This is a genomic window from Rhizobium halophilum (genome assembly GCF_021648825.1).
In the GTDB taxonomy this organism is placed as follows: Bacteria; Pseudomonadota; Alphaproteobacteria; order Rhizobiales; family Rhizobiaceae; genus Neorhizobium; species Neorhizobium halophilum.
Genome location: NZ_JAKJHS010000018.1, coordinates 1 through 20,547 on the forward strand (window position 1 = coordinate 1; position 20,547 = coordinate 20,547).

Annotated in this window: 15 protein-coding genes and 1 pseudogene; 9 read left to right on the top strand and 7 right to left on the bottom strand. The window is 55.9% G+C overall.

What is annotated here, in order from left to right; all coding sequences use genetic code 11:
• Nucleotides 1-277: 277 nt before the first annotated feature.
• On the top strand, nucleotides 278-727 hold the full coding sequence (locus LXM96_RS20055) for a pseudoazurin (RefSeq protein WP_240000339.1): 450 nt from the start codon (nucleotides 278-280) through the stop codon (nucleotides 725-727).
• Between the two features lie 788 nt (nucleotides 728-1,515).
• Here the strand turns inward: LXM96_RS20055 and LXM96_RS20060 are convergent.
• The 3 genes from LXM96_RS20060 to LXM96_RS20070 all read right to left on the bottom strand — a co-directional run bounded on the left by LXM96_RS20060 (nucleotide 1,516) and on the right by LXM96_RS20070 (nucleotide 4,865).
• Nucleotides 1,516-2,799: a condensation domain-containing protein gene (locus LXM96_RS20060; RefSeq protein WP_240000340.1), complete on the bottom strand. Its 1,284-nt coding sequence runs from the start codon at nucleotides 2,797-2,799 to the stop codon at nucleotides 1,516-1,518.
• 622 nt (nucleotides 2,800-3,421) lie between these two features.
• Nucleotides 3,422-3,751, bottom strand: coding sequence for a nuclear transport factor 2 family protein (locus LXM96_RS20065; RefSeq protein WP_240000341.1), 330 nt, complete (start codon nucleotides 3,749-3,751; stop codon nucleotides 3,422-3,424).
• 334 nt (nucleotides 3,752-4,085) lie between these two features.
• Entirely contained in the window at nucleotides 4,086-4,865 is a 780-nt protein-coding gene (locus LXM96_RS20070; RefSeq protein WP_240000342.1) for an SDR family oxidoreductase, read from the bottom strand.
• 140 nt (nucleotides 4,866-5,005) lie between these two features.
• Between LXM96_RS20070 and LXM96_RS20075 the strand changes: the two genes are divergently transcribed.
• On the top strand, nucleotides 5,006-5,953 hold the full coding sequence (locus LXM96_RS20075; protein ID WP_240000343.1) for a LysR family transcriptional regulator: 948 nt from the start codon (nucleotides 5,006-5,008) through the stop codon (nucleotides 5,951-5,953).
• 562 nt (nucleotides 5,954-6,515) lie between these two features.
• Nucleotides 6,516-7,160: a phosphatase PAP2 family protein gene (locus LXM96_RS21930; RefSeq protein ID WP_394802010.1), complete on the top strand. Its 645-nt coding sequence runs from the start codon at nucleotides 6,516-6,518 to the stop codon at nucleotides 7,158-7,160.
• Nucleotides 7,161-7,222: 62 nt separating this feature from the next.
• On the opposite strand, the pseudogene LXM96_RS20080 reads toward LXM96_RS21930, so the two are convergent.
• A pseudogene (locus tag LXM96_RS20080) lies at nucleotides 7,223-8,094 on the bottom strand (MBL fold metallo-hydrolase).
• Nucleotides 8,095-8,845: 751 nt separating this feature from the next.
• On the opposite strand from LXM96_RS20080, the gene LXM96_RS20085 reads away from it, so the two are divergent.
• Both LXM96_RS20085 and LXM96_RS20090 read left to right on the top strand, forming a co-directional pair.
• Complete coding sequence (locus LXM96_RS20085; protein WP_240000344.1) at nucleotides 8,846-9,490, top strand: response regulator transcription factor; 645 nt, start codon at nucleotides 8,846-8,848, stop codon at nucleotides 9,488-9,490.
• 69 nt (nucleotides 9,491-9,559) lie between these two features.
• Entirely contained in the window at nucleotides 9,560-9,949 is a 390-nt protein-coding gene (locus tag LXM96_RS20090) for a response regulator transcription factor (RefSeq protein WP_240000345.1), read from the top strand.
• A 297-nt stretch (nucleotides 9,950-10,246) separates the two neighbouring features.
• On the opposite strand, the gene LXM96_RS20095 is transcribed toward LXM96_RS20090, so the two are convergent.
• Nucleotides 10,247-10,789: a c-type cytochrome gene (locus LXM96_RS20095; RefSeq protein ID WP_317208283.1), complete on the bottom strand. Its 543-nt coding sequence runs from the start codon at nucleotides 10,787-10,789 to the stop codon at nucleotides 10,247-10,249.
• A 563-nt stretch (nucleotides 10,790-11,352) separates the two neighbouring features.
• Here LXM96_RS20095 and LXM96_RS20100 point away from each other — a divergent pair.
• A complete protein-coding gene (locus LXM96_RS20100) occupies nucleotides 11,353-14,289 on the top strand; it encodes an ATP-binding protein (protein ID WP_240000346.1) in 2,937 nt (978 codons plus the stop codon).
• Nucleotides 14,290-15,259: 970 nt separating this feature from the next.
• Here the strand turns inward: LXM96_RS20100 and LXM96_RS20105 are convergent.
• Nucleotides 15,260-16,474: a cytochrome P450 gene (locus tag LXM96_RS20105; RefSeq protein ID WP_240000347.1), complete on the bottom strand. Its 1,215-nt coding sequence runs from the start codon at nucleotides 16,472-16,474 to the stop codon at nucleotides 15,260-15,262.
• Nucleotides 16,475-16,894: 420 nt separating this feature from the next.
• Here LXM96_RS20105 and LXM96_RS21935 point away from each other — a divergent pair, with 420 nt between their 5' ends.
• From LXM96_RS21935 to LXM96_RS20115, 3 genes are read left to right on the top strand one after another with little or no spacing between them, the layout of a single operon-like run.
• Nucleotides 16,895-17,347, top strand: a complete 453-nt coding sequence (locus LXM96_RS21935; protein ID WP_394802011.1) for a redoxin domain-containing protein — start codon at nucleotides 16,895-16,897, stop codon at nucleotides 17,345-17,347.
• A gap of 13 nt (nucleotides 17,348-17,360) precedes the next feature.
• The gene (locus tag LXM96_RS20110) at nucleotides 17,361-18,221 is read left to right on the top strand and encodes a DODA-type extradiol aromatic ring-opening family dioxygenase (RefSeq protein WP_240000348.1); all 861 of its coding nucleotides are present in this window, start codon (nucleotides 17,361-17,363) and stop codon (nucleotides 18,219-18,221) included.
• Nucleotides 18,218-18,589 (top strand): hypothetical protein, encoded by a 372-nt coding sequence (locus LXM96_RS20115; RefSeq protein WP_240000349.1) that lies wholly within the window; start codon nucleotides 18,218-18,220, stop codon nucleotides 18,587-18,589. The genes LXM96_RS20110 and LXM96_RS20115 overlap by 4 nt, the downstream gene beginning before the upstream one ends.
• Before the next feature lie 765 nt (nucleotides 18,590-19,354).
• Here LXM96_RS20115 and LXM96_RS20120 read toward each other — a convergent pair.
• Nucleotides 19,355-20,077 carry an alpha/beta fold hydrolase gene (locus LXM96_RS20120; RefSeq protein WP_240000357.1) on the bottom strand — a complete coding sequence of 241 codons (723 nt, stop codon included), beginning with the start codon at nucleotides 20,075-20,077 and terminating at the stop codon, nucleotides 19,355-19,357.
• Between the last annotated feature and the right edge of the window lie 470 nt (nucleotides 20,078-20,547).

Consider the following 20,547-nt stretch of genomic DNA (forward strand, 5'->3'; position numbering starts at 1 on the left):
GCCCCGCTAAACAAGCACATTCGCGCGACGTTCTACGGCGGTGGAGCCGAAGGATACACAGACTATCCCTTCCTGGCTGCACATAAGGCTGCCTAGGTGAAGGTTTGGACGGAACTGGCGGACGCCAGTTCCGTCGGTGGCCACAAGGTCCTATCGAACCGGCTTCGAGTGCTGTCACCTTGCGAGATTGGCGAGAGGCCTCGGGGCAATGGTTATCAGAAGCTTGTATAGTCGCGCCTTGCGAATAGGTGCGTGAGCATGTCGAAAGGGAATATCGATGAGCAAAGTAAAAGACGCGTTTGTGGTTGGCGCAATCGTCTTGGGGGCGTCCGCCGTCTGCGCCAACGCCGCAGACCATGAAGTGAAAATGCTCAACAAGGGAACGGAGGGCGCCATGGTGTTCGAGCCCTCAGCGCTAAAGATTGCGCCCGGAGACACCGTTACCTTCGTGGCCACCGACAAGTCGCACAATGCCGAAACCATCGCCGGCCTTTTTCCCGACGGAGCGAAAGCGTTCAAGGGCAAGTTGAACGAAAGCATCAAAGTGACGTTCGACGTACCCGGCGCGTATGCCATCAAATGCGCACCTCATATCGCAATGGGCATGGTGGCGCTTATTTTGGTCGGTGACGCTCCCGCAAATTTGGAGACCATTAAGGCAGCGAAACTCCCGAAGAAGGCGAGAGAGCGGCTAGCCGCGGAAATAGCTGCAGCAGCAGACGGCTGAGCCTGTCTGGCCATTGGAGCGGAGTGATTCCGTCGCTCCGCCACGTCGCCTTGCCAAACCATCTGTACCGGCCAAAGAGTGCGCTCCAAGGGCCAAGCCCGGGCTGGTGCGAAGCGGCAGCGCGATCTGGCTGAGTTGTAGCTCGAACTCTGGGACCGGAAGCCGGCCGAAGAAACCAACGCCGCTTGCCATGTCTTTTGTGGCGCGGACGAGCTGGCAGGCAGATGTTGGATGTCTGCCGATGATGCTTCTGAGCCTGTTCTTTGAGTCCCCAGTTGAACGGACTGATTCCGTTGGATCCGCGATAATGCTCTACAGGCGATCGTCACCATATCTCATGCATCATGGCCGTTTCTGAGGAATTACGACAGTGCGGTGCGTATGTGTGTCGCACAGCCGGCGCTGAGCGGGTAGGTGCAGGCGCTGCAGAAGTCTGGGCGTGCAGCTGCTTCATCGCAGCATGCGGCGGGTGGAGCTGACGCGGGCAGGGAGCCTTCTACGACCGCTGCATCACGATCCTCGGCGACATTAAGCCTTCGGCCAAATCCGGCCGGTGGAGGACACGGCCCACTGCGGTTCTTTTCCATCCCCATGAGCGGTATCTTCTGGCGGTCTAAGGACAGTCCGCTTGCCGCCATGGCAATCTCGGTATCGACCAATCCGCACTTGATCTTACGACAGACCCGCGATTACAGCTTCAAACGCGCAGCCTTGGACGTGTTTCAAGTGGCCTGAATAAAATCTCAGCCAGAAACTGCGAGCTTGATAGCTCGCGGATCTACCGTCTTTTAGAGGTCAAATGCCTGCGACAGGATAGCGATCATCTGCGGAAGGCACTCAGCCACGTGATCAGGATGGCTTTCTGTAAGACGGAGGATCCCGCCATATGTGGAGGCCCCTACCATGCGCTCGTTCCTGATCCGTCCTAAGACCATCGGTCCCCAGATGGCCTGCAGTTTAACTCGCGGGCCAGATGACCTTGGTTGCAGAACTCCCAAGTTCGAAACGACCGCATCATAGCGCAGCAAGCCGATTAACCCGCACGCCAGTTCAATGCTGGACAGTGGAGGGAGAGTTCTCTCCAAATTAGACGCGGACAGCGCAACTGCCTCCTTCGACCGCAGCGCCCGAAGCTCGCGGCTGAAAGCCCGAGCTCTGTCCCAGAAGGGGACCGCATTTCCAGCGGTCAAGCGAACAAGTCCAACAGTAAGGAAGACGCCTATCTCCGACGGATCGATGCCCGCAAATTGGCGCACGCTAATCGGAGATGCCACTAAATAATGATCGCGATCATGTCTCGCAGCATTTGCGGCGGCTATGGCTGCACCGAGGGCTCCTTGTACAGTTGCTCGCTCTTCTTTGCTCCGAGCAACGAGTGTTGCAGTGAAATCGGCATCGAGCTCGATAGAGGCCACCCTGGGGACATCGCCCTCGAACTCCCGCCATAGAGGTTCCCGGCCGACTTCTTCGAGGTCGGGGCGAGCCGCCGCGGAGATACTTTCTTGATCCGACGAATTTTGTGGCGGGACGAACGGCAATAATTGTTCCACAGGTGGGCGGGTCGGTGCAGGTAGTAGCTCTGAGGAGTTCAACGCAGCAACCAAATCGTCAAGAAATGCCACAGCAGAAAGACCGTCAGCTAGCGCGTGATGAAACGTCAGAACAAGTGTCAGTTCACGCTGGTTTTGCGGCTCACGAAGAGCCGTCATCCGCAAAAGCGGTGCTTGCGATGGATTGAAAGGCGTTGCCAGCTCGGCCTCGACGACTGAATGCCAAGTTGATGCTGGATCCAATGTATGGTCCTTCACCGGAATTTCTCTCGGGTTGTAAAGAAAGTGGGGGCCATCCTCCTTATCTTGGATTGAATAGTTCAGCCTGATGTGACGTGCCTGCACTTTGTCTAGAGCTTCCGCAAGGTCGTGCACATCAATCTCACCCGCGAGCTTTCCAACGATGCAGAAGTGGCGGTGATGTAGCTTCGAGTAAAGATAAAGGAGACGCTCTTGCGCGCCAAGCGGCCGGCCTTTCTGCTCCACAACGGTTCGTGCTTCGTTGATTTTAGAACCTGTCATGACATGACCCTCCAGAGAGGATAACGGTAGCATGTAACCCGGTCGCAGAGGTTTCAGATGACCCTGATTTGTATTGCAAAGCTAACCGATTAGCCGCCGCTTTGTTTTGCTGGTGTGCGCCGTCTCCAGAACCCGGCGTGCACGGCCTACTGACGGCGCTTGTTGCGGAATGAAATCGAACCGGAGCGGTTATTGACGCTTGACGACAGCCGTGTTCTAGCCTCTGCAATCGGATTCACGATGCCGGCAGGATGGTGCCATTGCAAGCTAAGCAGCCTCTGGAGCCTGGGGCAGCAGCTAAGAGTCGAGCTGGTAGTAGGGCTCAGATGGCGCTGTAGCCCGCACAACAAGCCCGGAGCATCGAGCGCCGCCACGTGGGCCTGAGATACCGTGACATTACCATCTCGACAATGCCATTGATCTTAGGTTTTGCTGCTGAGGAAGCCACGGAACTGGCCGCCGCTTGGCGCAGAGTTAACCGTTCCTCCTTCGAGTTCGCAGGCTTGGTACTTCAAATCTCGCAAGCGACGTCTAAAGGAGGGTACTGATCTTGAGACCGTCAGGGCGCACTGATTGAATGGGATCTCCTGCCGGTGCAAGACGCAATCATCAGCGGCGTGAACTATCCGGTGATCTCGAGCGCTTGAATCAGATCGCCATCGAGCACGAAGAAGTAGCGCAAGTCCACTGGGCTGCCTGGAAAACTACCAGCCAAGCGGCTTGAGACAACTGTCCGCCTGTCGTCGGTGCTGATCTCGAAAGGCTCTACCGTGTAATGATATTTCTTGGATGATTTGTTTTTCCATCCTTTGATCTCATCCCGTCCCAGATAGATTTCACCTTCGTCCTTGACGAAGGCCGTCTCGACCAAACACTCCGAGACTTCAACGGCGTTGCCCCTCTTGTCCGCAGCAAAATAAGCCGCGATTGCTTTGGGTAGTTGGATAGCCATGAGTGATTCTCCTTGATATTGTATGGAACCTGTTTCAACGCAGGTCTAAGGGCAGCACACGCGCTTGGGTGACGGCGAGTTGCGTGGCTATCAGCGCGTCCAGGATCCTGTTTGCTTGAGCGGGTCTGTCGGCGCTGATTAACACTTAATATTGCGACATTTGGTGTCCTTCGCCTTGTCTAAGGCTGCTCGTGGAGGCGGCCCATTGCCGTAAGCCGTAACGGCACAGGGCGACGCCTGAAAAATTATGTTGGGTCGCGAGTCACTGCTGCTTTGCAGAGATCGCCTTTGCCTCTGATCTAGTGTCGGCGCTAGGGTAGCAGGCGCTTCGCGCTCACACCGTTGGGACCGTTCCGCCATCGATGATGTATTCGGTGCCGGTGATCGATGCAGCCCGCTCAGATGCCAGGAAGGCGATCAGATTAGCAACTTCCTCAGGTTTCGCAGGCCGCCCGAGCGGTATGCCGCCCAAGGCCTCCATGATCATCTGCTTCCCGACCTCGTAATCTCCATCAGCCTGCTCGGCCAACCGCTGTGCGAGGCGAATCGAGGCCTCCGTCTCAATCCAGCCTGGCGAGACGCGCACCACCCGCACGCCCTTTGATGTAACTTCCTTCGACAGCGCCTTGCTGTAAGTGGAGAGAGCAGCCTTCGCAGCGGCATAGGCGGTCGTCGACTCCGGCAGCGGCAGTACTCTCTGGATCGACGAGACGTGGATCACGACACCGCTGCCCTGGCCGATCATGCCAGGCACGAGCTCTCGATCGAGGCGGACGGCGGGGAACAGGTTGAGGTTAAGCTCTGTCTCCCACTGCTTGTCATCTAATGCGGCAAATCCGCCGCCTGGGGCGGATGAACCACCAAGCATATGGACGATGACGTCAAGCCCACCCAGGCGTTCCCTAACCGCATTGGAAACATGCACGACGCCATCGGATGTGGTGAGATCGGCTGCGGTGAAGAGCTCCTCAGGAAAACCTTCGGGTCTCGATCGCGCCGCCGTGATGACCTGGGCGCCGTGATCACGAAACAGCTCAACAGTGGCTCTGCCAGTGCCCTTGGTGCCGGCGGTGACAAGCACGCGCTTGCCGTTCAGATTGAGAAAGTCGTTCATCAGCATACTCCCGATGCCTTGCATTGCTCAAAGAGGAAATTGCCTGTGTAATTGATGTACATGCCTGCGCTCCTTTTGGACGGTTCGTTCACAAGGAAGGTAGCACTCGACAATTATGTGGATAAGTGGGACAAGGCGGGATGAGGAATGGCCTAGATCGGGATAATGATAAGACTGGCCTGACGGAACTCAACGCTGTGATTGCAATTGCGCGGAGAGGCACGTTTCGCGCGGCTGCCATCGATCTTAACATGTCGACAACTGCGCTAAGTCTCGCGATAGGGAAGCTGGAGGCAAGCCTGGGCGTGCGACTGTTCAATCGCACGACCCGGAGCGTGTCGTTGACAGGCGCAGGTCGATTGTTTGTTGAGCAGGTGGGCCCTGCACTTCAGGACCTCCGGAGTGCGCTTGATGCAGTGCGTTCGGAGCGTGACACCCCTTCAGGCACGATCAGAATCAACGCAGCTCCATTCGCCGCGCGAGACATCATCTCGCCACTGGTCCTCGAGTTTCTGCGCCGATATCCAGATATGATCGTCGATATTGTGACTGAAGGCCGGTTGGTCGATATCGTTGCCGACGGTTTCGACATTGGCGTTCGCGTCGCGGGCCTCGTTCCCACCGACATGATCACGGTGCCTCTGGGGCGCGCGCAGCGATATGCCATCGTCGCTTCTCCTGATTACCTTGAGAAGCACGGGACGCCTCTGGTGCCGCCGGACCTCCTCAATCACCAATGCATCCGTGTGCGGTTGCCGGATGGGTCGCTCTTCAGATGGCGCTTCGAAAAAGACGGAGAAACGGCACAGATCGATGTCAGGGGGCCGATAATTCTCGATGAAGCGAACCTTTCGCGGGTCGCTGTCCTGGAGGCCACGGGGATAGGCCTCTTCATGGAGCAAAGCGTCATGGAGGATATAGAGACGGGTCGCCTCATACGAGTGCTTGACGATTGGACGCCGCCATTTCCGGGACTCTGCCTCTACTATCCGGGTCGTCGAAATCTCTCAGCCGGTGTTAAAGCGTTTCTGGCGCTTGCCAGGGTTCATGCTGCCGGCCGATCCCGGAACGAGCGCAGATGCCGCTAGAGAGTTAGTTCCGGATAGGTCGCACTCGCAGGAACAGAGACTGAGGCCCAAATCTGCGAGCGATTAGAGCCTGTATTTCAACAAGTGAAGCAACCACCTCTGGACGAGGTTTTCCAGGCAGCCCTGTTCCCATCTCAAACAGAAAGCGCCGGGCGATGGAATTGAGTTATAGGGCCAGCGCGCCCTCGGTCGTTTTCTACCTCCAGAAGTGACTGAGGTTCTTCACGCAAAGATAGAAACCCAGCAAGCAGCTGTCGAGGACCCTTACCCAATGCGTCCGACGTGGCCATACCGACGGCATGAAATTTCGTAGCATGGTGGCCGACGCGGCTTTCTGCGTGAAGTTGCGGGAACGACGGACATGCTAGTGGTCGGACGCCGATCCGGAGGGCAGGCAGGCTTCTGATCGTGTTGTAAATGTAATCGTCTAAGCCTAGGCTGACGCAGTCCCGTAGCATTCCATTGGTGACGTGGCCCGGGAAAAGCCGCTGCATATGAGTGGCTGCAAGCCTCAAGATGTGGATGCTACGACAGTGCGAACTGCAACAGCGAAGGGAGACGAATGACAAGAGATTGTGCTCTTGAGAGGAGCACTCATCGCAGCATCCGCTGGCTTGCCATCGGCGCCTCTGCTGCTCTTCTCATCGCTCTGGAAAGAAATGTAGCCTTTCTGGTTCGCCAGTTTCCTGAGAAGGTGAGAGCGTTCTTCGCCCTGGTTTCTAGTGTGACGGAGCCAGTGTTGGTCCTGCCGCTTTTGGCTGCCATACTCGCTATTGCATTACTTCGATCTGGAAAGCGTGGGTGCCATCTCCCGGTCAAGGTGGCCGCTATTTGTCTCATCAGCGGAACATGCGCGCTGGTGCTTGCCTTACTCGGCAAAGTGCCGCTCGGGCGAGCCCGCCCGCAAATTACTGGGGAATTGGACCCTCTGGTATTTAAGCCTTTCGGTGGGTCAGCCGCGTTCGAATCTCTTCCCTCGGCGCAAGCGGCAACAACCGCGGCAATTTGCATTTGCCTTGCAACATACGCTCCCAGGTCGCGGTTGATCGTTCTGCCCTGCATGGTCCTCATCGGACTATCACGCGTCGTGATTGAGCGTCACTGGGTAAGTGACGTCGTTGCCGGATGGATGGCGGGCTGGCTCGCAGCCTCGATGACTCTCCTGTTGTTCCGTCGTATGCTCGGGACCGGCGAGCGGGGCATGTGACACGCTATCGTGACCGCAAGAAGTAGAATATGCCCATTCAATTGCTAAGGCCGCCACCGGCCCTACCAGATGCAGTCAGCGAAGACGTCCAGTGAGATCTTGAGGTGCCGCCTACCTAGAACCTCTTCCGCGGGTAACCTGCCGCCCCGTAAGTTGACCTGCAGCGCATGCAATATCAGCTTCCGCATCGGTAGCGATTTATCGCGTGCTTTGCGCAGCTGGATGAAATCCGCTGCCGACTTCCCGCTCACGTGCCGATTGCTGAGCTTTTGTTGAAAATATGCTCGCTTTATAACGAACAGCGCCTCCTCCTGGCCGGTAACGTGGCGTGAATAGGCGCGTTGTATTGGTAGCGCCAGAACGGACTGGATAGAACTCCAGAGCGCAGATGCGCAACCACCGGGAAAGCCGGCGCGGACCGAGCCACTGGCTGGCACAAACGGTGTATCATCGAAGAATGCCGCATCACCGACGACATAAGTGACAGACGCCCGCGTATGACCGGGAGTGTAAATAACGTGAGCTTCGATATTTCCGTTTCTGAAGCTCTCGCCGTCACGAAAAAGACGATCCCATTGCGACTCCGTCGCATGGGAAGTCAGTCCAATTGTATATTTTCTTCCATGTCGCCTGAACTAACGTAATGTGCTCACCGATTGCTGAGGTGCGCCTAGCCGCTCCCTCATATAATGAGCCGCTGAGAAGTGGTCGGCGTGAGGATGTGTGTCGAGGATCCAGTCCACGACAGTCAGGCAATTGTCAGCAACATGCTGTAAGATGATATCTGCGTTAGTGGTTGCTGTTGAACCGGATTTTCGTCATAGTAGAGTACCGGATCGATGATGGCACATCGTTTAGGCGTGGGGTCTGTAACTACGTACTGGAGCGAGCCGGTGCGGGTGTCATGGAAAGCCGGTACTACCAGGCAATGCATTGTCGACCCATATGGAGCTGTCGAGGTGCGTGAGACTCCATCACCAGTCAATCGATACTATGTGACGCTTCAGAGGTCTCTCTTCGCTAGCTACAGATACCGAGTTACCCTCAGATTTCATTGCATGCCCGTGTCATGTCGAGCGTAATAACTGCAATGCAGCCTGTTGTCCCGGCCGTTCAGCCTGGGGGGCGCCGTCGGGCAGGTGGTGCTACATCCTGCCGTCTCAAACACATACAACAATCGGCTTTTGGCTGATTTAGGGCGGCTACGAGAACCTAAGCCTCGTTCGCGACGTCCGACTTGCTTCCAAAAAAAGCAAGCTCATCCCATTGATTGGGTGGCCGCCGGAAAGAGCCTGACCAGATTACAAGTTACCAAGGCGGTGGCGCGATTGCAGCAAACGCATTTCTTGCGTTGATGAAGATAGCGTAGCCAAGCTTTTTGATCCCTTGCCACAAGTTGTGCATTGACATCGAATTCTCCCAACCAGGCATCTCCATGTGGAAAGCGGTCGAGACATCTTCTGCGAATATTGTTATCCCGTTACGGGTGCAGGCACTTCGCGTTTCAGCTGCAACACCGGTGCGTGGCTAGCCGCGGTAGAGGATCATGTTGCAGTGCGTCCAGTTCATCGGCGAGGGGCCGAGAAGCTGCCATCCAGCGAGATTATCCTTTCAATCCGAAACATTTTTTGGCAATGAATTAGGGAGGTTCAAACTCGAGCACTCTCAAAGGATCAGAGGACACGGTGAAGGATAAACCGCCTACCATCTACATCATTGACGATGACGAATCGATGAGGCTGGCTTTAGACAGTCTGTTTCGTTCCGTTGGCTTTGCCACCCAGACCTTCACGTCAACTAACGACTTCGCGGCCACTAACCGTGCAGACGGGGAAGGCTGCCTGGTTCTAGACATCCGATTGCAGGGAATGAGCGGACTGGATTTCCAAGATCAGCTTGCTCGAACTGGTGTGTCTTTGCCTGTCATCTTGATGACGGGGCACGGGGACATTCCCATGTCCGTACGGGGTATGAAGGCAGGAGCAATAGACTTTCTCACGAAGCCGTTTCGAGACCAAGACATGCTGGATGCTGTAGCCTCGGCTCTCAAGCATGATCGTGTGCGTCGCGCCGGGCAGGGGCAGGTAGCAGACTTACAAGCTCGCTTCGAAACCCTTTCCGCCCGAGAGCAGCAGGTCATGCTCATGGTGACCAAGGGCTTGTTGAACAAACAAGTGGCAGGAGATTTGGGGATCAGCGAAATCACCGTGAAGATCCATCGCGGTGCTGCCATGCGCAAAATGGGCGCGCGCACCCTTCCAGACCTCGTACGGATGGCGGACGCTCTAGATAAACAGCCTGTCCTGGACCCAGCTAACACTACCGTATGATATCCTCACCAGCCCGCTTGTGCGAAGAGAAGGGTACATGAACTCTCTTTGCCAAGAAAGCCGATTACAATGCCGGCGCATCGAAACGTCCTGATCGCAATCATTGATGACGACGACTCCTTTCGCGCAGCGATGGAGGGATTGATCAGATCGCTTGGGTACAAGGCCGCGGGCTATTCGTCGGCGGAGGTTTTTCTGGATACTCATTCCGATCGTGGCGTCGATTGTGTTGTGTCTGATATTCAAATGCCCGGGATGACCGGGATTGAAATGAAGCAGCAGCTCAATAAGATCGGGTCCGCAGTCCCGGTTATTTTCGTGACAGCTCACACTGATGCCGGCCTTAAACAACGGGTGGCGGATTGTGGCGGTTTGTTGCTATTGCGCAAACCCTTCGATGCACAAGTTCTTATCGATGGCGTTGGGCTAGCGTTGGGTCATGCGCCACCGGCCGTGTAAAGCCTGAACTGGTCTCAGAATGGCGACGCATCCGATGATGCTGGAGATTATGCCGCCACTTCGCATAACGCCTCGGAGAGCGTCTGGCTCTGCCGTGCTTCATTGTAGATCTCAACCAATTCAATGCCGCCGCTGTCTTTGCATCAAGATGCCTTTTGAGCATTGGCAAACCAATCGAGGGGCTAACAGCCCCCGACGGTCTTGAACAACTTGCTTCCCACCCTCCGTCACGAGAACGACGAGGTTGATCGGGAGGCACTAATCTGTGGCCGCCGGCCGGATACTCAGCGCACGAGATCATGGGCGCTTGGCAACGTCTGGAGGTGCCACGCGTAATGTATGCAGAGGAACCGGCTCGCCTTCTCCAAAGGGACCAGGAGTTCGGTTCTGGATCGCAGGAATGGACTGCAGATAAGCGGCAATTGCCTGCAGGTCCTGCTTCGTAAGCTTTGCGAGGTCTGGCCATGGCATGACTGGCGACAGTATTCGACCATCGGGTCTTTCCCCCGTGCGAAGCGCTCGCACGATCTCATCCCGATCCCAGGTGCCTATACCAGTTTCTTTGTCGGGCGTGATGTTTGGGCCTACCACTGTTCCCTGCCTGGCTATGGAAAACCCGACGTCTGATCCTGCCAGCTTCTTAGAATTGTCCCGCTGACCAAGAAAATGACCGGGCGTATGGCAGTGCTCACAGTTGCCAAGGTTTACCAGATATTCACCCCGCGCAATGAGGGAGCGAGTTTGCCCCTGAACAGGTAAGGGGGTCAAGAGTAGGCTTGCCGCTAGCCATATCGGGGCCTGCCGGGTCAATTTTCTCATCAAGCCTACGGTGGTCTGCATCACAAAAGCTCCTCTATTTCCCAGAATGTCGGCTTCAGGCGCTGATGTCCTACGCCGTTCCACGTGCCTCTATCGCGGAACAGTCACGTGTCTGTGTCATGTCACAGATACCGTATTTCAGTCGTAACCGCGTCCGACTTCATTCTGAAGCGGGAAGGTCTCGCGCCCACGACCGCCTTCTGCCAGCGATACCTTTCGATCGAGATGGGTACGGCGAAGGCTTTCGCCACACGTTAAGACTGCTGCGTTGCCAGCGGCTCACCCGTGACTGGGTCATGAAAGCCCAATTTTACGGCCCGGCAAGCCTTTGGCGGGTTTTGTCTGGCCGATCGAGTAAATTTTTGAAGATGCTCCGGGAGCCGTAAGTATTCTTCAGGTTGCGGAATGGAGTTAGGCTTAATGCCTACTATTGACGGTCTACTGTCCGATTCGTCGTCTGAGCGAGTCCTAAGAATACATCTTCCAGTGATCCAACACACCAGCTATAGCATTGGTGAGAGCTCAATCGGTAGGGCAGGCTTTTCAGCATTGGAAGAATGGGCGTGAGTGCAAAGGTAGACGACATGGATGTCCTCGACTTGTTGGATGATGCGGTCATCATTCGGGATGTAGACGGGCGGGTACTAGAGTGGAATCAAGCAGCGGAGTTACTTTATAAGATTCCCCGAGGTGCGGCGCTGGGTCAGCCGCTTTCGAGCCTGTTTGAACAACGAGCTGAAGACGGCATTCCCAAAAGCATGAGCGACCTGACCGACAGGTATGAATGGTCAGCCGGGATCTTTCGGAAGGCGAATGGCACCGCAGCGTCTGTGTCCGTGGTCACTAAACAACGGGTTCGCAGAGACGGAGAGGGACGGCCAATTGCCATTGTCGAAATTTCCAGACGCGAGGCGCCAAATGAAAGTGGTGAAGGCACACTTTCATTGCTTTCTGCGATGGCGACCACCGTTGTTGAGCTTGACATCTCCACCGTTGCAGCAGTGCTCACGGACTGGAACGACCGTTCTTGTGGGCATCAGGACCTCGTAGATGAGGCGGATCTGGTGCGTACAATTATGGCGCAGACAAGGATTATATCCGTCCTCTGCGGACCTGAGAGCAACCACAACACCCTGGCTTTGAATTCAGAATTGTCTGGTGCAGGCGTGCTTTCGCTGTGGCCGGAGGAAAGCGCAGCAGAGTTTGTTCATGCACTGCGGGCTGCAGTTTTGGGCAGAGCGGCGAAACGCGAATGCCGAATGCTGCGCAAAGGGGTCGCCTTCGACGCTCAAGTCACTACGGTACCTACTACCAGCGCACAGGGACGGCTATGCCTTCTTCTTGGGATCAGCGATATTTCAGGCCAGAAGGAGGCTTATTCGCGCCTTGAGGCCAGCGAAATCCGGTTCAGACACCTGTTCCAATTTATGCCAATTGGCCTGACGCAGGTCGACGCCAGCCGGCTGGTGGAGATGTTTAATGATCTGCGCAAGCAGGGGGTTGAGGATTTGGGCCCCTATATCGATGATCACCCAGAATTTCTGGGAGAAGCACTTGAAGCCATGCATGTTGAGGAGGTCAATGACCACAATGTGCTTTTATTTGGAGCCAATTCTCCGCAGGAGATGAAGGGCCCAGTCACGCGCTACTGGCAAGAGGCGCTGCCAACCATAAGAAGGTCGTTGGAAGCGAGATACCGCGGGGAGGATTTCTTTCAAGAGCATGCCAGGGTTACTCGCTTTGATGGCAAAGCTGTCGACGTTCTTTACGCTGCAGCCCGTCATGGAAGGAGCCCGGGCAAAAGCTTGGTTGCCTTCATGGATATCTCTGATCAGAAAGCAGCGGAGGAAGCGCTTCGCCGCAGCGAGCGCCGTTATCAAGATCTCTTTCAGGCTATGACAGTTTCGTTCTGGGAACTTGATCTGAGTGACGCTGGCGGCCTTATTGATCAATTACATGCTGAAGGCGTAGGAGATCTCTCTCGGTATTTCAGAGAGCATCCGGAGTGCGTGTCTGAGGTTCTCAAATCCATCCGGATTGTGGATGTTAATGACCAGACCCTCTCCCTTTTTGGCGGGCAGGACAAGGAAGTTCTACTGGGAACGATCGACCAATTCTGGTGCCACACGGCTTGGGAAGACTGCGCCATCGCAGTTGGTTCAGTTTTGAAAGATGGCAACAGCGTGACCATCGACACGCGGCTCCGGCGCCTCAACGGGCTTGAATTCGATGCCCAGTTCACACTGTGGTTCGCCGGCTACGACAAGCTCCAAGGCCTCGCCGCGGTGTCTGATATCAGTGAACGCGTAAATGCCTATTCCCAGCTTGAAAAGAGTGAACAGCGGTATCGGGAGCTATTCCAGCTTGTCCCAGTACCTGTTCTCCAGGTCAACTCGAATGGGCTCTTGGCACTTCTTGATGACCTGAAAAGAAAAGGTGTCAAGAATCTTAACGCGTACTGTGATGAAAACCCGCATTTTCTTCTCGCGGCAATGGAAGGAACGCTCATCGAGCGAGCAAACGACGCGGCGGCCAAGCTGTTGGGAGCGGCTACACCCAGTGATCTTCGGGGGTCAGTGGCGCCCCTTTGGCGGGAGCACCCGGAGATTTACTCGCGCCTTCTGCTTAGTCGATACGCGGATGTCGCGACCTTCGAGGAAGAGGTCAGACTTAGCACCCTTGATGGGCGGATTAGGGAAGGGATACTGACGGTTACTTTTCTGCCGAGCTTGGCTGAAAGAGGTATAACTCTCAACGCATTCATGGACACGACTGAGAAGAACCAGGCGGAGAGAAAGATCCGGCAGATCGAAGCAGAATATGCTCATGCTGCCCGCATCTCGATGCTGGGTGAACTGACAGCTTCTATTGCACATGAAGTCAATCAACCGCTCGCCGCCATTACCACCTATGGTGAGGCTGCATTGCGCTGGCTTAGCCGTCCCAAGCCGGAGCTGTCGGAGGTTCATGAGATCGTCAAGCGCATCGTAGCTGATGCGCAACGCGCCGCTAATGTTATTTCCCGAATTCGGACCATGGCATCCCGCCGTGCCCCTGATCCGGAAGCTCTGTTGCTCGATGATGTTATCGCTGAAGCTATTCTCTTTCTTAAGCACGAGTTCCAAGCATCGAGGATCGCCGTACGCCATCTTCCGGCAAGACAGGCGATGCATGTGGCAGGCGATAGGACACAGCTACAGCAAGTCATCGTCAACTTGGCTGTCAATGCCGTCCAGGCAATGAGCGGGTGTAACGGGTCACCTCGGACCCTTTCTTTTACTACGACGTGTGAGCCGTCTGCAATACGATGCTGTATCGAGGATTCTGGTCCTGGTATCAGTGAGACAGCTAACCTGGTGTTCCAGAGCTTCTTTACTACCAAGGAGAACGGAATGGGTATGGGCTTGCCCATTTGCCGATCCATCGTTGAAGCACATGGCGGTACCATCAGCTTTGACAACAACAGCTCTTTAGGTGGTGCGCGCTTCAGCATAGTTCTTCCTTTGGCCGTCATGCAATGAGATGATCGCGCTTCCAATGATGTATCGCGCTTGTAGTGCGGAGGAAGCCGGAAGACGCCGGGATTGCATTCGAAAGAGGAATGCGAGTTCCTGAAATCGTCCTTCGACATGTGTGTCTAAGGTTCTCGGGTGATGCATGTCCTGGCTTAAATGCTTGGAGCATGCTTTGCCCGAAGGACAAGGCCATGATCGTAAATTCGACTGAAATAGGTGCAGCCGCTCAGGCTCACAATAAGCCCGCTCCCCGGTTGCGGCGTCTGCTACAGCAATACCTGCGCTGGCGAGAGCAGCGTAAAAGTGCCGAACTTCTCAGAAGCTATCCCGACTATCTGCTAACTGACATCGGCCTTTTGAGGATTGAAGTGAATAGCGCCGTCCGCGGCCGCTACCAATCCTACCAAGCCGAGGCGACTGCGTCTCGGAACGTGGACTAGTTTGGCCCCCCCCCCCCGGCTTCCTCGCGATTTCAGCTGGACTACGAAAGCTTCGCTGGCAGGCTGATGAGCGACCATCGCTCATCGTGCGATGGGTTAAGTGTGGTATATCAGGGCCGGATGGCTCGCTTTTCCTTCCCAAGGAGGACGGCGTATCCACCCCGCGCAGGATGGCACTATCGTGACAAAGTTTAGCCGGCCGAGTCCGCAGCCGGAACGTTCGGCCGGGTCTGTTCTGGGAGGCTATGTGCCCGTGCTGCCCGAGAAAGATCATTCATTGCAAGCGTTCTACTCCGCCCTCTAGTCGAGCTCGCATGGACGTGCCTCGCCCGTCCTCGGGAAGAGGTGATGTCAGGGCGCATGCGCTCCGGAAGGAATGCTTGTCAACAGGAGAGATCCAATCAGGCTTCTGTGTTTCAAGCTCGTGCCCAAATTGCCTAAGATGTTCCAAAATCAAGCAGCTCATTTGTGAGCTGCTTGATTCTCTATCGAGCGCATCTGCCGCTCTCAACCGCCTCTGAACTCCTTCTGGGCCGTCACCAAGAAACTTCCAGCTCCTCAACCCGCCGGATGCCAGCATGACCATGGACTCGAAGAGGTGCACCCGCGAGCTGAAGGTCCGGTAGGGTCATTGTTAGAGCCAGGAGTGCTTCCTCCAGCTCAATTCTTGCAAGCGCCTCGCCTAAACACCGATGTTCACCGCCACCAAATACCAATGGCCAACGTGGCTGCTCTCTGTGGATGTCAAAGACCATGGGATCTTGGAAGATCGAAGGATCGCGCATGCTGGATATGGTTGCAAGCAAGACCGGACTTCCAGCCGGAATGGTGTAGCCGTCGATACAGATATCGCTGATAGCAAGTCGTGGGACCGAGCCCACCGCAGGTTCATAGCGCAGTGCCTCCAATACAGCAGCTTGGTTCAACAGCTGGTCAGCGCAGCAGGCGTTCCAAAGCTCTCTCCTGTCTAGCAATAGACCAGTCTGGACTACGATGGCGGCGCGGGTGGTATCGCTACCCCCCAAAATCACCGAGACGATCTGCATGACCGCTTCCGTCGACGATATCTCACCGGCATCGTCCACACGGGCGACATATTCTGACAGAAAGTCCCCCGTCCAAGAACGCCGCCGTTCCGAGATCAGCTCTTCTGTCCAAGTTATAAGATCTCTTGTCGCGGCTTCCATCGCGGGCAGTTCGTCTCGTGTCCACGATGTCGTCAGAATTTTAGAAACCTCATACACAAGTCTTGTGAAGTGTGGCACCTCCTGCCGAGGCACACCCAAAATTGCGGCGATAGTAATGGCCGGGATCAAGGCGGCATACTCTTCCTTAAGCCTCATGCCGCCATTCCGGAAGGAATTGTTCAGTAGATCGTGGGCCAGATTTCGAACTTTTGGCCGGAGCTCGGCCATCATCTTGAACGCGAAAGCGCGTGTTAACGGCTGACGTCTCCGGCGGTGGACGTCACCGTTGGCATAGAGCAGGCTATTTGACATGAGCTCATATAGAGGTCCGCTCGTGATCCCGTTGGCGACAAGCAACTCTGTTTCCATCTGGCGGGTTCGAGTGTCTGAGAGGAGGTCTTGGACATCGCGAGCCCTCAGAACGAGATAGGCGCCGTCTTCGCGTTTAAGGAACGGGACCCGGTCCCGATAGTGGTGGTAAATCGCGTGTGGGTCAGCATCGAGTTCGGCCTTGGTGAAGATGGGCGGAATCGGGTGGGTCATGTCTGGTACTGAAACGGTCATTGGCTCTCCTTTGCTGTAGGTACAGCCAGTATGGAGGAGCGGCAGTTGCGCTGCATTTCGAACTCTGACGCTTTAGGTTTGAAATGTAACACGTCAGAGCGCGAACCGTCGCCAGTCACGCCGGCAAGACCAGGGCGCCTAGTTATTCGTAATCGTCGCGACGCAGGCGGGGCGGGCGCCTCAGCTCTCATCGGGAGAGGAGTTTCAGTCTCTGCGGTGGGACGCACAGGATTGCAAGGGGCGCCAGTCTCGCAACCCGCCTCTGATCTGAACGCCGGTAAGGCCGGCGGAATCCGCATAGTCCGTGCCGCCCTTCAAGGGCTCTGTTACACAAGCAATCGAACAAGAAGATTCTGAAACTGCAACGGCATGTGGACGGCATAGTCAACCATTGACATCATTAGGAGCCACCATGTTGCAATTGGACAGACCGCGCCCGATTTCACGCTCGTCAGCACCGACGGTGAGATCAGGTTCCATGATTGGTTGGGCAGCAGTTGGGGAGTGTTGTTTAGCCATCTCAGTAATTTCACGCCCGTCTGCACGGCTGAATTGGGGAAAGTCGCGAGGCTGCGGGGAGAATGGGAGCAGCGAAACACCAAAGCCATGGGCTGTCCGTGGACCCGCTGGAGCGGCACGAGGAGTGGGCGCGCGATGTCCGTGAGATACAAGGGGAGGGGAGGCATTAAACACCCGCTTCTGTCCGATCCAGATCGTGATGTGGCTGCGCTGTATGGAATGATTCATCCTGAGACAAACGCAATGGAGACAGTCAGGAAGCCAGACAGAAATTTCCACAAGGGTTCGACGCGAAGAAGCCGTACCTCCGATACGTGGCACTTTAGCCGCAATCCAGCTGCCCTGTTCACCTGAAAGGAGAAGGATCTTGGCAAAACTTGTTGCGACCCTCGCATCGACCCATCACCCGTTTTACCTGAAGGCGACCACGGCCCCGCCGGACCAGCAAATGCCTCAGGCGCCAGAATGGAAGAGGAAGATCGAAGCTTACCGTGAGACGCTCGCAAAGACGAAACCGGACGTCCTGGTGATGGTTGGATCTGACCATTTCCATCAGATCTTCCTGGACAACTGCCCGCAATTCCTGATCGGCAAGGCCTCTCGTTACGATGCCACCTTCTACAACGAGGAGCGGGAGTTTGGCATTCCGAAATACCTCCTGGAGGGTGACGAAGACATGTCACGCTTCATGCATCAGTCCCTGATGGACCAGAACTTCGACTTCGCCTTCTCCAACGAACTGAAGATCGACCATTCGATCATCTGCCCGATCATCACCGTTCGGCCCGACAATGATCTGCCGGTGGTTCCGATCTACACGAATATCTTCGCTCCTCCGCTTCATTCGCCGCGTCGCTTCTATGATCTCGGACGCGCAATCCGCAAGGCGATCGACGACTACCCGTCCGACAAGCGGGTCGCCGCGATCGGAACGGGGCATCTATCGCTCGAACTTGGTGGCCCGCGCCAGTTCATGGAGACAGGCCCAGACCCAGTCTTTGACCGCCAGGCGATCGAGTGGCTACGCGCCGGAGACATCGACGCAATCCTGGCGAACGTCACACACCAGAGCATGGAGAAGAGCGGCAACGCGACGCACGGCTTCCTCAATTTCATCCTGATGCTGGGCGTAGCCGGACCTGAAGGGGCCGATTACGTGGACAATCTCGACCTCTTCCACACCATGGAAGCCTATTTCACCTGGTACCCGAAGGAGCAGGCGGCATGAGCAAGTACTACGTCAACAAGTTCCTCTTCACGGTGGATCGAGATCCGGAATACCTCAAGCGGTACATCGAAGATCCCCGCAGCTTCGTGGCGACATGGGAACAATCGATCGGGCCAAAGCTCCTGGGCAACGAGATGGAGGCTTCAACGGTGCATGTGCTGACCGACAAGGAACGCGAGGCCTTGATCAACCATGATTTCGTTGCCTTGTTCGAGATCGGAGCGCACTTCTTCCTCAACCTGACGCTGTTCATCGGCATCTATGACGCGCCTTATATGGCCAAGTCAGGCCCGCTGTCCTTCCAGCGTGAGTTTGCAGCCAAACTGCAGCATTGGCTGGAGCTCGATTACCCGTCCATAGCCACTTAGTCTTACAGGAGAAGCAAGTTCCCGCCTCTGCAGTGCTATCTCAGGGACAATTCTACTGTTGCGCCCAGGGCACCCCCCATTTCTCAATCGACCAGCGTGTGTGAAAACCGAAGTGGCACCACGTATGGCCGCAGAAGAGCTTTTGCACATGCTGGAGAAGAGAGAAGGCGCAAAGCTTTCTCAATGGCGTGACCCTGATGTGGCCGCGGCTGTGAACGCGACCCCGCTCACGATAGCTCCGATGTATTGGATGCCCAGCGGCTAGTTCTGGCGCTAATGCCCTCATAGTAGTCACCAGAGCTGATCTCTGCTTAATCACGTGATTGTTGGCCGAGGCAGCAGAGAACGAGCCGGTATAATTGCGGCCGAGGTGCCCGACTCGGCTGGCTGGCTGCTGGGTAGTGGCTTCGTAGTAGTCGCTATCGCGGGCAAGGGACCGGCCGGGAGCCAGAGTGATGAGGGCGAGGGCTGCGAGGGAGGAAATGTGCTTCATTTGCGGTCTTGAGCCTAGACGAGGCGCGTAGACACAAGAACCAGTTCCACCACGAATTCTGCCAGAAAAGCCACTGCGCTGATGGAGACTAATCATCAAGCGGCCGCCTGTCATACTGCAATGAGAAATGGGTTGGAACGACGCTGGAGAACGACAGGAGAAAAGGGGATGCTTTGCATCGCGTCACGTGCTTGCGAGGTTGATGGATCACCATGCAGAGTTCGGAAAACAACACGGGGTCCAAGTGTGAACCTGGCCCCGTGTTACTAGCTTCACTGTTTGGCTTTGGAGAGAGCCTGCGCCGCCTCTTCGATCGTGTCGGCGATTTCCTTGGAGCGGGTAATGAAGAGCGCGTGGCTCCCGGGCACCTTATTGACCTTGGCGCCGATCCGCTCCGCCATGTGCAGCAGCATTGCCTGGTCAAAGGCCTTATCTTCGGTGGCGATTACTGCCCAGCTCGGCTTGCTTCTCCAAGCTGCGTTCTTAAGTTTTGTGCCAAAGACGGCCATGTTGATCGGCACCTGAGAGTCGCGCATGAATGCTGCGACGTCGTCTGAGACATCGTGAGCGAACCCTGCCTTGAACCTGTCCGGGCTCACAAAACCGAAGCCGTCCTCGGTGGTATCGATGATAAACTCTGGCGTCGGTGCGAAACCTTCATACTGCTGTGCAGTCGTTTCGCCGGCATCAGGAGAGAGAGCCGAAACATAAACTAGGCCGGCGACGTTGGAATGGACGCCTGCCTCCGTGATGACCGTGCCTCCCCATGAATGACCGACCAAAATAGCCGGTCCGCCTTGACGATCAAGCGCCCGTGTGGTTGCCGCGACATCATCTTCCAAGGACGTCAACGGGTTCTGCACAATCGTTACCTTGTAGCCGCGCTTACTAAGTTCGTCGTAGACACCGCGCCAGCCGGAGCCGTCGGCGAAGGCGCCATGTACCAGTACGACATTTTTCACAGGAGCAGCTTGAGCCGCGATAGGCATAAGCATCGTGAACGCGAGAGCTGTGGCGCTTGCGAGAGAAAGAGTGAACGGATTGAGTTCCATGGGTGCATCCTTCGGTTGTGAGATCGAATTGATCGGCAGGGAGGGCCGCGATGCCTTCATAGGAGGGGACCAGAGGCCTCCATCGGCATAAGCACTTTGGCGAAAGGAGCTTCAACAGGCCATCAAACGTGTGTTTCGTTGACCCATCCCTTGGTATTACTCGAATATACGAGGGCCTTCCGGATGATCAGATGCTGACAGAACTGAGCGAGATCGGCAGAAGCTGTGTCCGCCACGGCCCTCGATCAAACCATGCTGATGCTTAATTCTAAGTTGTCCGGCAACAAAGGGCAGGTATGTGCAGACGTCAATTTGCTCGGTCGAGGGAACTGACGCACTGCTGTCTGCAGACTACTGCCTCAATGGTGGTAGTACCAATTGCCGGCCTTAGCGGATTGCATGTTAGAGTTCAC